Annotated in this window: 8 protein-coding genes; 4 read left to right on the top strand and 4 right to left on the bottom strand. The window is 53.8% G+C overall.

Annotated features, from left to right (window positions below; translation table 11 throughout):
- Nucleotides 1-75: 75 nt before the first annotated feature.
- Both rpoN and pruA read right to left on the bottom strand, forming a co-directional pair.
- The gene (gene rpoN / locus RSX24_RS19385) at nucleotides 76-1,377 is read right to left on the bottom strand and encodes an RNA polymerase factor sigma-54 (RefSeq protein ID WP_343261557.1); all 1,302 of its coding nucleotides are present in this window, start codon (nucleotides 1,375-1,377) and stop codon (nucleotides 76-78) included.
- 339 nt (nucleotides 1,378-1,716) lie between these two features.
- On the bottom strand, nucleotides 1,717-3,264 hold the full coding sequence (pruA, locus tag RSX24_RS19380; protein WP_236420137.1) for an L-glutamate gamma-semialdehyde dehydrogenase: 1,548 nt from the start codon (nucleotides 3,262-3,264) through the stop codon (nucleotides 1,717-1,719).
- Between the two features lie 250 nt (nucleotides 3,265-3,514).
- Here pruA and RSX24_RS19375 point away from each other — a divergent pair, with 250 nt between their 5' ends.
- Together RSX24_RS19375 and RSX24_RS19370 are read left to right on the top strand one after the other, a co-directional pair.
- Nucleotides 3,515-4,438 (top strand): proline dehydrogenase family protein, encoded by a 924-nt coding sequence (locus RSX24_RS19375; protein ID WP_236420138.1) that lies wholly within the window; start codon nucleotides 3,515-3,517, stop codon nucleotides 4,436-4,438.
- A 405-nt stretch (nucleotides 4,439-4,843) separates the two neighbouring features.
- Nucleotides 4,844-6,538 carry a sigma-54 interaction domain-containing protein gene (locus tag RSX24_RS19370; protein WP_343261556.1) on the top strand — a complete coding sequence of 565 codons (1,695 nt, stop codon included), beginning with the start codon at nucleotides 4,844-4,846 and terminating at the stop codon, nucleotides 6,536-6,538.
- A 21-nt stretch (nucleotides 6,539-6,559) separates the two neighbouring features.
- Here the strand turns inward: RSX24_RS19370 and RSX24_RS19365 are convergent, their stop codons facing one another.
- Entirely contained in the window at nucleotides 6,560-8,629 is a 2,070-nt protein-coding gene (locus tag RSX24_RS19365; protein ID WP_343261555.1) for an nSTAND1 domain-containing NTPase, read from the bottom strand.
- 368 nt (nucleotides 8,630-8,997) lie between these two features.
- Here RSX24_RS19365 and RSX24_RS19360 point away from each other — a divergent pair, with 368 nt between their 5' ends.
- The gene (locus RSX24_RS19360; protein ID WP_343261554.1) at nucleotides 8,998-9,282 is read left to right on the top strand and encodes a hypothetical protein; all 285 of its coding nucleotides are present in this window, start codon (nucleotides 8,998-9,000) and stop codon (nucleotides 9,280-9,282) included.
- 534 nt (nucleotides 9,283-9,816) lie between these two features.
- Nucleotides 9,817-10,950 (top strand): alanine dehydrogenase, encoded by a 1,134-nt coding sequence (ald, locus tag RSX24_RS19355; RefSeq protein WP_343261553.1) that lies wholly within the window; start codon nucleotides 9,817-9,819, stop codon nucleotides 10,948-10,950.
- A gap of 139 nt (nucleotides 10,951-11,089) precedes the next feature.
- Here ald and RSX24_RS19350 read toward each other — a convergent pair whose 3' ends face one another.
- A complete protein-coding gene (locus RSX24_RS19350; RefSeq protein WP_343261552.1) occupies nucleotides 11,090-12,007 on the bottom strand; it encodes a PD-(D/E)XK nuclease family protein in 918 nt (305 codons plus the stop codon).
- Nucleotides 12,008-12,195: the final 188 nt, after the last annotated feature.

The following is a 12,195-nucleotide window of genomic DNA, read 5'->3' as shown; positions in this document are numbered from 1 at the left end:
CAAAGAACAGCCCCTGCGCCGTCAACCCGGTTCGCAGGGGCTATTTGTTTCGGAAACGGGATAAGAGCGCGCCTATTATCGGCGTTTGCGCTCACGCGAAGGCAGAATCCGGAGCTCCTCCCTATACTTCGCCACCGTTCTGCGCGAGACGACGATGCCTTCCCCGGCAAGCAGCTCCGCCAATCGGCTGTCCGAGTGCGGGCGATCGGCCTGCTCCATGCGAATCAATTCTTTTAACCGCCATTTGGCCGCCGCAGCAGATGTTCGATCCCCATCATCTGTTCCGATGGCCGCGGCAAAAAAGGCCTTCCATTCAAACATGCCATGCGGCGTCCGGATATATTTCCCTTGAACGGCACGGCTCACCGTTGATTCATGCATGCCGATCTTCTCCGCAATCATCGCCAAGTTGAGCGGCTTCAGACCGGACGGCCCTTGATGCAAAAAAAGCTCCTGCTCTTCCATCACCGCAGCGAGAACACGCATCAACGTTTTGCGCCGAAGCTGCACACTGCGAATGATCGCCCGCGCCTCTGCGGCCCGTTCCGCCCAAATCTCGCCCGTACCTCCTTGCCTGACCCAGCGAGAACACGCTTCATTCATCGACATGCGGAGGTTTCCGGCCGAGTGGAATTCCAAACGGACTTCGCCATCACGCAGCTCCGCAACAGCATCCGGAATAACGTAATGGGGAGGTGCAGTGCAGCCGATGGAACGACAAGGCTTGGGATCAAGCCGCGTAATGTAATCATAGGCGGACTTGGCTTCGCTTGCAGTCATCGCGAGTCGTGCCCCTGCTTTTCCCGGATGGAAAGGAACCAGCTCTGACAAACCCGCTTCCACCATCCGCTCGGCATGCCGATCAACGATCGAGGCGCGCCTGATCTGAAGCAGCAAGCATTCTTGCAGACTGCGGGCCCCCACGCCTGCCGGGTCCAGCGATTGAAGAACCTCGAGCCCTTCAGCCGCCTCATCCACGGATATGCCGAGCGCCGATGCTGCTTCCGTCAGGTCCAACGAGAGATAACCGTCGTCGTTCACGCAGCCAGCCAGGTATTCCGCTGTGGCCGTTAGCGCGGGCGGGAGGTCCAGCAAACGCACTTGGGCGGCCAGGAAATGCTCCAACGTGGGTTCAGCCCCACGCGCCTGAAGCAACGGTTCATAGCCATCGTGCTTCCTGCGATCCATGCTCCGCGGAAGTCGGGCCAGCGGCGCAGAGTGTCCTTCGACTTCAAGGAGCGGATTCGCATCCGCTGCATCCAGCAAATAACGGACCAAATCCTGATTGGACAACGTCAGCAAATGAAAGGACCGTTTCATCTCAGGCGTAATGGCCAGCCGAAAACGCTGTTCCTGTAACAACTTAACACCTAACATACGTTTTCCCCCTTAGCACCGCTCGGCAGCTTTGGCATCATGATCAGGCTGCATGTTCTGGAAATGGTAACATAAAAGCAATGTCGGCTCTATACAAGTTGAACCGATGATTTTTACACGGAGTCACTACGTGGTCAGAACCATCTTCCGATCACTGTTATCCCCAGATTTTTTTGATCCCCTTTTTTCAAAGGGAAAATCCGGTGATAAGCCTATGCTTCCGATGCAGCTTTCTTTCAGAAAGCTTTTAGACCGCTTCGCTTCTCCAGATTCTTTCTGCCCTCTCCGTTATCGTGTAAATGTCTAGTTCAACCTATATAGTTCGAATCGCAGTTCCTTTTAATATTTTTCCGACACCAGCTTCGCTTGCGTGAAAAGCAGCAAATAATCTCTGCCGCCTGCTTTTGAATCCGTCCCTGACATATTGAATCCCCCGAACGGATGGGTGCCTACCAATGCGCCCGTGCATTTCCGGTTGAAATACAGATTGCCTGCGAAAAACTCGCGCCGCGCCAGCTCCAGATGTTCACGATTACGCGAGATAACCGCACCTGTCAGGCCATAATCGGTATTGTTCGCTATTTGCAGCGCCTCTTCAAATGTGTTTGCCTTAATAAAGGCGAGCACGGGTCCAAAAATTTCCTCCTGGGCAATTCGGGCGAGCGGATCAACATCGGCAAAAATGGTTGGCTCGATAAAATAACCTTGGACATCCCCTGTTTCCCCGCCGAGCATCAATCGTCCTTCTTGTTTGCCCACTTCGATATATTCCTTGATTTTGGCATAGGCCTTGTCGTCAATGACCGGACCCACATGGCTTCCTGCTTCAACCGGACTGCCCATCGAAAGCTTCTTCGTCCGCTCAATCACTTTGCGCAGCACTTCATCATATACATCTTTATGAACGATGGCACGGGAACACGCGGAACATTTCTGGCCGGAGAACCCGAACGCCGATGCGGTAATGGATTCCGCAGCCAGCTCCAGATCGCTTTCGCCGTCCACGATGATGGAATCCTTGCCTCCCATTTCGGCAATCACCCGTTTGATCCATTTCTGTCCCGGCGCCGTGCGGGCTGCGCGTTCATTGATTCGCAAACCGACATCTTTGGAGCCCGTAAAGCTGATGAAACGCGTTAACGCATGATCGACCAAATAATCCCCCACTTCGCTGCCCGGCCCCGGCAAATAATTCACGACGCCATCCGGCACGCCCGCTTCAGCCAGCAGTTCCATGAATTTGGCCGCAATTACCGGCGTAGTGCTGGCCGGTTTCAAAACGACGGTATTGCCGGAAACGAACGCGGCCGACGTCATGCCAGCCATGATGGCGAGCGGGAAATTCCACGGCGGAATGACGACGCCTACGCCTAGCGGGATATACGACAGCTCATTGTCTTCGCCTGCAATGCGGGTTAAGGGCTGGGGTTCGCTGAGGCGCTGCATTTCCCTGGCGTAAAATTCCATGAAATCGATGGCCTCGGCCGTGTCCGCATCTGCTTCAGGCCATGTTTTGCCCGCTTCATATACCATCCAGGCGGAAAACTCATGCTTGCGGCGGCGCATGATCGCCGCTGCCTTATATAAATACCGTGCGCGTTCGTTCGGATCGGTATGCTTCCAGCGGTTAAACGTCTCGGCAGCCGTCTGGACAGCCCGCTCCGCCAGTTCCCGGTCTGCCTGATAAACGGTGCCAACGACCTGATGCTTGGCGGCCGGGTTCACGGAGTTCAACCTACGGGGACTCGTTATTTTTTGCCCGCCAATGATAAGGGGATAGTCTTTTCCGAGTTCGGATTCCACCTTGCGCAGCGCTTGTTCGAATGCTTCCTTATTGGCCGGGATGCTAAATGGCGTGAACGGTTCGTTAACAAAAGGAATGTTCATGAATGATTCCTCCTTCAAATGTTGGGTTCGCAGGCCCAGATTGGTTCTGCCTCTCCGTTAACGTGTGTTTTGATTATTTGCGGCTTATATATCCTGGATTGCCATGCGTTTTGCTTATCACCCAATATATGTAGCAAGTTCCGTGCCAACTCCAATCGGGGGAAGGATTATTTTTGAGATTGCAGCATTTGGCATGATTCTTGCTTCGTATCAGAAGCATAAGCAGTATGATCATAAGGAGGAAGCCCCCATGAGTATGGGAACGGAAATGTACCGCAAAACATTGCTGACCGTCGCAGGCAATAAAACTGTCGAGCGTCTGTCCGTCAAATACGGCAAAAGGCTGGCAAGCAAATTTATCGCAGGCAGCACGCTGGATGAAGCTCTCGAAGAAATTCGCATCCTGAACAACAAAGGCATTATGGCCACATTGGACCATCTGGGGGAGGGCATTACCCGTTTGAGCGAGGCAGCCTTGTACCGGGACGAATACATTCGGCTCGTGGAGGGCATCACGCGCTATCGCGTCAACTCCAACGTGTCTTTGAAGCCAACCCAGATGGGCCTTGCGCTTGATCCTGAAGAGGGATATCGGAATATCCGTGCGGTGGCCGCCGAGGCCAAGCTGCATGATCTTTTCGTGCGGATCGATATGGAGGACAGCCCGTTTACCCAGGCTACCTTGGACATCGTTCGCCGTCTTCACGCAGAAGGGCTCGATAACACGGGGACCGTGCTGCAAGCCTATTTGCACAGGAGCGAGCAGGATACGCGGGACATGATCCGTGAAGGCATCAAGCTCCGCCTCGTTAAGGGGGCATACAAAGAGCCTGCCGCAGTAGCTTATCAGAACGCCTCCGAAGTCATGGAACAGTTCAAATCCATGATTCGCCAGCATCTCGACCAAGGCGTCTACACGGCGGTTGCCTCTCACGATGATCAACTTATTTCATGGACCAAACAGTACGCCAAAGACCGCGCCATCTCTCCCGATGCATTCGAGTTTCAAATGTTATACGGACTGCGCATGAACGAACAGGAGCGGCTCGCTCGGGAAGGGTATCGCGTTCGCTGCTACGTTCCCTACGGAACCATGTGGTATCCGTATTACACGCGGCGTCTGGCCGAGAAACCGGCAAATCTCTGGATGGTCGTTAAAAACATGTTCAGATAGACGAAGACTTTGAAAGAAAAACCATGTGGTCCACTTTTGGGGGCCGCATGGTTTTTTTCGATTGGGACCGCACGCAACGCCAGCTTGACGCAATGTCAAAAAAAATAAGCATCCCAGCATGGAAATGTCCAAAATTCAGGACACCTCAACCTTATATTCGATGATACGAATCACACCAAAATGTAATGTTTCTTGACTTGAACCTCAATGAAACCGTTTGCCATTCCAATCCACTCGTGAGTGTCTTCCTTTAACCCCTACGCTCCATGTCAAAAAATATATACACCAGTTGGTTTAAGCGATATAATATGTGCAACGATTATTTCTCAACCATCATGCGCATTGCAATTTGGCCAGTGCAACAGTAACGTGTCTAATCGTGATGCTTCGACTGAGGTGAAACCGATGAAACATTTGCTTCCTGACCTCATGTCCCTTTTGCGGACAGACCTGAGAAAGTGGGATCGGGATCCTTCCCTTCCCCTGCCTGCAATCCCTTCTTCTGCAAATTGGGCCGAGGTTATTGCCTGTTTCAATGAGAGTCCTTACTTGTTGATTCAAGACGAAGGCCCGCCGCAGGGATATATTGCCGCAGCGGATGTTTTGCAGCACATGCTGCAGGCTCATCGCCTCCTGGAGGCTTATTTGGAAACCACGTTGGAAACCGCAGGTTCAGCGCTGACCCTGATCGATGAAGAAGCGAAGGTGGCCTATTGGACGTCCGGTGCCGAGCACGTTTTTTCCATCCGCAAAGAAGACATCGTCGGGCAGCCGGCTGCAGACTTCTTCCCGCCTGAGCGGCTTCAATCGCTCAAAACGTTGTATACCGGCGAAACGGTCTACCGCAAACAGCATCAGCCCCGGCCCGATCTGTTTGCCCTCATCAACGCGCGTCCAGTGGTGCTCGATGGATGCATCGTGGGCGCGGTTGCGGCCGAAGTAGACATCACCACCGAAATTCGCCTGCACCAGGAATTGTTACATATGTCATCCAAAGTCCGGCATTTGGAGAAGACGGTCGCCCGTCTGCGCCCCGATTCCGATCCGTTTGCGGGAATCAAGGGCAGCAGTCCGGGACTGAAGCAGTGTCTGGAAACGATTCGCAAAATCAGTACAACCTCGGCTACCGTGCTTATTCTCGGAGAGAGCGGAACAGGCAAGGAGTTGTTCGCCAAAGCCATTCATGACCTGCGCGAACCGCAGACTGCACCTTTTATTGCCATTAACTGCGGTGCCATACCCGCTTCCTTATTTGAGAGCGAGTTGTTTGGATACGAGAAAGGGGCATTTTCCGGTGCTGACCCCAAAGGTAAAAAGGGGAAAATTGAACTTGCCGACGGAGGCACGCTCTTTTTGGACGAAATCGGCGAAATGCCCTTGGAGCTTCAGGTAAAGCTGCTGCGCGTGCTGCAAGAGAAAAGTTACTTTCCCGTTGGCGGAACGCGCATGAAGCAGGCCAATTCCCGGATTATCGCCGCTACCAATCAAAACCTGTTAGGCATGATTGCGAACAACCAGTTTCGGGAAGATCTCTACTATCGTCTGAATGTCATCAATCTCGTCATCCCTCCGCTGCGCATGCGCAAGGAAGACATATACGAATTGACGCGGACATTCCTTCAAGAGTTTTCCCTGCTATACAACCGCCATATCGAATCGCTCCCTTCGGAAGTGTTCAAGATGCTCTTCAGCTATGACTGGCCCGGAAACGTCAGGGAACTCCGAAACGTGATCGAACGCATTGCCATCCTGACGACGGACGGGGAGGTCAGGCCTGAATATTTGCCGGAATCCCTCACCGCTTCCATGGATCCGAAACCATCCACAACGGAAGGGAGCATGCCGCTTCGATCCATGCCAGCACGGTCCTCTCTCCACTCGGCCGGGGCCGGGGACGTGCCCGATACAAACCAAGCCGGAAACGAAGGTCTGCTCTTCGAAGTCTCCCCCCTGGCTTATAAAAAGCAGATGGATGCATACGAATCGGATCTTCTGCTCCAATGCCTGGAAACGGTTGGAGGCAACAAACGTATGCTGGCGAAGCGGCTCGGCATTTCCAGGGCAACGCTCTATAACCGCATGAAGAGGCTCGGTCTGTGACCGGCCTCTTCAGATTGTCTTCTATATCATTCGCGCCAATCGGATCAACGCATTGCGCAAGTGGCGATAAAAGGTGGCCCTGCTCATGGAGCAAGCCTCAGCCGCGGCAGTCGGATTGCCGGCATGCGTCCAATAGTGGGCATGCAGCAACCGTTGGTCCTGAGCGCTAATCCCCGGCTTTCGTCCCTCCAGCATGTCCAGAATATGCAATTGCAGCTGCACGCCATCCTTCATGTCTTTCATTTGCGCAGCATATTCCTGCAAATCTGCCGGGGAATGCAAGTTGGACAACATTTTACGCATATCCGCCTCGGACCAGGCCTGTCGTTTCTCGCCCGCAGCGTCCTGATGAAACTTCCCGTTCTCCGTTTCCGGATTCAGCAGTGACATCACCCAATCTCCGAATCGGCCATTGCGAAAATCCAGGTACATGACATCCGCAGGCTGGTCATACAAATCACAAACGCGGCTTCGGGTTTTTCTCATTTGAAAGCCGATGCTCTGCAAAAACAGTTTAAGATACGGATTGGTCGCCACCAGCATAACCCTGGTCCCATCGCCAAGCAGGGACAGCCGGTCCAGGCACATATATCCGACGAGTTCTTCCCGCGTGTATCCCCTTACATCGTTTTTTGCCGTGACCATAACGGCATAATGCGTATCCGTCTGGTCCGGGTCGCAATCCAGCTCTTCGGGGGTGAAGCACTCCTGCATCTCGGCAGGAAAATATTTCATCAGCAGCTTGCTGCTCTCCCGATGCACAAGCACGGTAATAAACATGGAGATCGGGTCACCCGACCTGTCTCGCATGAGCACAATTCCTTCCGGATAACGTTCGGCCAACTCGTCCAAAAACGGTCCGTAAGGAGGCGCCTGCCAAGGCTCCACGCTATACTCGGTCCAATGCTGCATCAAACGTTGAAGCGCAGGCAAATCCTCGGTCCGCATCACTTCCATCGGCGTAAACAAGGCATCCGCCGACACGTCTGCGTATTGGCGATGCTGCAGCATCGATTCCTGGCATAACAGCAGCATCTTTCTTGCGATTTGCCGCTGATCATGCGATCTCGCCTTTTCATGCAGCGGCCTTAACAGATTGGCGATCCGTACACGCATCTGCTGCAGGCGCCGGGGTTCACGCTGCCTGAAGTCCCGAAGCAGATGAATTCTTGCCATGTCATGCAAAGCCAAACCGTTCGGGCCGGAACGAATAAAAGACATGCGCCGCAGGGCGTGATATTCCTCGGTAGTCACCTCGGATTGCAGCACGGCGGACAACACTTCCTGATTTGCGGTTTCCAGAAGCGTCAGCACCTCGATCATCGGGTGCAGCCGCGGCGACGTCAGCTCCAGCAGCAGCCTGGCGCTGATCGCGTGCGACATTTCCGTCCACTCGGATAACGGCACATCCCGGCTTTGGTCCGCTGCCTCAACCGCCAAGGCAAGCCCCAGCGGATGGCCGTCCGTCATGCGCGCTATCTTGCCTTCAACGCTTCGGTTCGGCAATCCGGCCCCTGCAATATATGCCGTAATTTCCTCATCCGTAAAATGCTGCAAGGGCATCCGCACAAAAAGCTGCTGCAAGCGGGGGTGCGATTTCCATGTCAGCACAGGCTCTGGGCGCGAAGCGAGCACGATCAACACGCCGCTGGTCGGCAGCTTGGAGACAAACACTTCCATGAACCAATGCTCCAGCAAAGCCAGCTCTTCATAATTGTCCACGGCAATCACCAGCCTATTCCGAGCCGAGGCTTGAGTCAGAACATGCAGCGGACCGAACTCGCTTTCGCTCCCCATCATCTCCAGTCCGATCGTTGAAGAGAGGTATTCCAAAAAGATCGAAGGCGTCGGACCGCAGGACCTGCCGTCCATCCAGATGGCCGTTGCTCCCCGGTCACGGGATATCTCCAGCATTTCCGACAGCAGCGAGGATTTCCCGATCCCCCCCATACCCGTCACCGAAAAAATGGTAAGGGGTGCTCCCGGATCGCCAAACCAGCGATTCAACAACTTCAATTCCTTCGCTCGTCCAACAAAACGTTTGTCATGATCAAAGTGGCTGTCAAACCGTCTCTCGTTACTGTTTTCCATCCGTAGCCTCCGTACTGAGTCCTGATACTTTTACAATCATTTCATCTAAAATTGAGACTATATTGAGACGCACAACGACACTGCAAATGATAAAATTTCGATAAAAGCCAATTTATAGAAAATAACATCAGACATCAACGGGAAAGCGCTTTTTCACCAGCCGTTTCCGTTCTTTCATGTAAATAAACGCCGATCGAAGGTTCCGGGAGACCGAACGCTTATAGCCGAAGTTCGTGTCTGTACCAGTCGAGACCAACTCCCTCATTCGTCGCTGCATGCTGCACGGAGTTGAAACTATTGAGCCGCAGCCATATGATCACGCTTCCTTTCAAGCCCATTAGCCCGATATTCCAGAAAGGCGGATTTATGTGAGAAAACAACTCGACATCTGTAATCTGAGCGGACAACTCGGAATCAGCAGTGATTCCCTTCATGAATGGCTTCGCCAACATACCGCAGCATCCGAATCAATGAAACACCCCGTCCCTGCCGAGCGCGAAGCTGCCCCATACCGTTTGGTTGCCCCCGATTCGTTAACGCTGGCCCCTTTCGCAAATCAGCCGAAACTATTCCGGGGCCGCCGTCCGCAATTCCGCTCCGCCATACCGAAACCGGATTTTGACCAGATTCGCCGAGTCAGCAGAAATTATTAAACCATTACGCGATTTCCGTACGGTCCATGCATGTGCCTTCACCTAACAGACGGTTTGAAAGGCAAACATGTTGGACCGATCCATCCTCTCCATCCCATGTCAAAGGAATGCATGCAGCCTCCATTCGCAACCTTCCATCCAGGTTTACATCGATTCTGTTTCGGCTTCTCCGCCCGATTGTACGCGTTGTGCCCGGGAAAAAAGCATTGGTTCAACTCATAGCGATTATTATATAGACCCATACGGTTTTTGAACACATGATGTTTCATTTTTTTGCCAAAAAAGAGTATCTACGTGCAAAAGAATGTCTTCGATGCGGATCAGGCCTTTCGATCATCGTTCCATGGCAATTACCTCTGTAATGTCATTTTTTCACATTTATTCACTGAGGACAAGTATCCTCAACGATGTTTTCGGCAAATGTTGAATCCTGCCTGCTAAACATTAGACATAAAGCAAGGTGACAAACGGCCATTCTATTCATACACTTAAACGTGTAAGCGAACAACCTTATCATGGACGAGGTGCATGGCTATGAGAATCGGAATTCCCAAAGAAATCAAAAACAATGAAAACCGCGTTGCCATTACCCCTGCCGGGGCCGCTGATTTCGTCCGGGCCGGCCATCAGGTGGTCATTGAACAAGGTGCGGGACTCGGCAGCGGCTTTACCGACGGCGAGTATCAGGCCGCAGGCGCGGTCGTGACGGCACAGGCCAAGACGGTATGGGCGGAAGCCGACATGATTCTTAAGGTGAAGGAGCCGCTGGCCAGCGAGTACGAATACTTCCGTCCCGGACTGATTCTCTTCACCTACCTGCACTTGGCTGCAGAGCCCGAACTGGCCGCTGCGCTGGTGCAGAGCCGAGTGACGGCCTTGGCCTACGAGACGCTTGAAGTCAACGGATCGCTCCCGCTGCTCACGCCGATGAGCGAGGTCGCCGGGCGCATGGCAGCCCAGATCGGTGCCCAACTGCTGGAGAAGCCCAAAGGCGGCAAAGGCATTTTGCTCTCCGGCGTGCCCGGCGTGAGCCGCGGCAAGGTTACGATCATCGGCGGAGGCACGGTGGGCACCAATGCGGCCAAAATCGCCATCGGGCTGGGAGCGGACGTCGCCATCCTCGATCTGAATCTGAATCGGCTGCGCCAGCTGGACGATATTTTTGGCAACCAGATTCAGACGCTGGTATCCAGTCCGTCCAACATTGCGGCCGCCGTGGCCGGAGCCGACCTGCTCATCTGCGCGGTGCTGATTCCGGGCGCCAAAGCGCCCAAGCTGGTCACCGAGCAGATGGTCACCGCCATGGCACCCGGTTCGGTGATCGTGGACGTGGCGATTGATCAGGGCGGGATCGTCGAGACGATCGACCACATCACCACTCACGACCATCCGACCTATGTGAAACATGGCGTCGTGCATTACGCGGTGGCGAACATGCCTGGCGCCGTTCCGCGTACTTCCACGGTGGCGCTGACCAACGCCACCATGCCCTATGCGCTGCAGCTGGCAAACCAGGGTGCAGCCGCCGCGATTCGCGGCAGTTCGTCCATTCGCAGCGCGGTGAACGCGCTGAATGGACATATCACGTACGAGGCGGTTGCCCGCGATCTCGGGCACGCCTATGTACCGCCCGGACAGGCGCTGCAAGACGGCGCCGACGTCCAGTAATCTTGCCGCTTGCCGTTCCACATGGCAGTTCGCTGCCGGCTGTGGAACGCATGAAGCGCCAGTCCGGACCGTGGGTGGTCCGGGCTGGCGCTTCGGTTTCTTTCGCATGCATCATGGTATGTGGAATGGCCGTTTGAATTCACATCACGCGTTCGCTGCATACCTCGCGGAAATTGCAATCCCGGCAAGCCCGGCGCGAAGGCATCGGGGTGAAGAACGAAATGTCTTTGGGCCTGTTGTAATACTCGTCCGCCACGCAGGACTTCATCTCCTCGATATACCGTCCGACTTTTTCCTCCGCCCTCGCCAAATCCTCTTGCGTAGCTGCATATTGCTTGTGCGTTCCGTTCAGCAGATACTCCACCCGCAGCTCGATCTGCTCCAGCGGCACCCGATAGTGCTCTCTTACATATGCGGCATACAGCAGGAGCTGGTCCGAGAAATCTTCTTCCTTGCCCGTTTTCCAATCCACGATCACGATGTTGCCGTTGCCTCTCCGATACAACAAGTCCATCTTGACGTACACCCGCGTATCGTGCAGCATCATCGTATCCCATTTCTCGATCTCCAGAATTTGCGTGCTTGCGCGCGCCAGGTCTTCCCAGGTCAACGTATCGTACAGACTGTTCACACAGGCGGTTATGCGGTCTTTGATCGTTCCGATCCGCTCCTGCAGCGTGTCGTCCCCGTAGTACATTTCGGACAGCATAACCCGGTTTTTGGGATCCTGCCTCCACTGCTCCGCGTCCAACGACTGTACGTACGCCTCATTCAGCAGCTTGCGCATCGTCTGTTCCAGAAAAGGCACGCGCGGCCTTTCTCGTCCTTCATCCCTGCTGCGCACGGCCGATTCGCACATCCGGTGCACCAGGTCACCAAAGACGAGATACAGATTGCTGAGCTGTTTCAAACGATAAAGGCGGACCGTCATATCATCGGCTTGATCGGTCTTCCAGCCATTGTGGGCACCATAATAATGATAATAATATTTGCGCAGGCACTCATCGAACATATTGGCCCGCGACTGCGAATAAGACCACTGCGGATATTGTGCCATGATTTATTCTACCTTTCTTCGATTATACTTTTGTGCATTCGATGCTTATGGATCGGGACAACATCTATAAACGTCAAAAAAACATTCACACGTTAACGGAGAGGCAGAACCAATCTCTGAAGTGTGATTTGTGATTGCAGTTTATGTAAAACTGCTGCTGCACCAAGTATAAGGGACCAGGCAAAAAC

It is taken from the genome of Paenibacillus hubeiensis (genome assembly GCF_032334105.1).
Classification (GTDB): Bacteria; Bacillota; Bacilli; order Paenibacillales; family Paenibacillaceae; genus Paenibacillus; species Paenibacillus hubeiensis.
This window is presented reverse-complemented; position numbering and strand designations above follow the sequence as displayed.

Bases quoted from the DNA above. Each gene is read 5' to 3' on its own strand.
- RSX24_RS19375 (WP_236420138.1), top strand. From the start codon at position 3,515: ATGAGTATGGGAACGGAAATGTACCGCAAAACATTGCTGACCGTCGCA.
- ald (WP_343261553.1), top strand. From the start codon at position 9,817: ATGAGAATCGGAATTCCCAAAGAAATCAAAAACAATGAAAACCGCGTT.
- RSX24_RS19365 (WP_343261555.1), bottom strand. From the start codon at position 8,629: ATGGAAAACAGTAACGAGAGACGGTTTGACAGCCACTTTGATCATGAC.
- RSX24_RS19350 (WP_343261552.1), bottom strand. From the start codon at position 12,007: ATGGCACAATATCCGCAGTGGTCTTATTCGCAGTCGCGGGCCAATATG.
- rpoN (WP_343261557.1), bottom strand. From the start codon at position 1,377: ATGTTAGGTGTTAAGTTGTTACAGGAACAGCGTTTTCGGCTGGCCATT.
- RSX24_RS19370 (WP_343261556.1), top strand. From the start codon at position 4,844: ATGAAACATTTGCTTCCTGACCTCATGTCCCTTTTGCGGACAGACCTG.
- pruA (WP_236420137.1), bottom strand. From the start codon at position 3,264: ATGAACATTCCTTTTGTTAACGAACCGTTCACGCCATTTAGCATCCCG.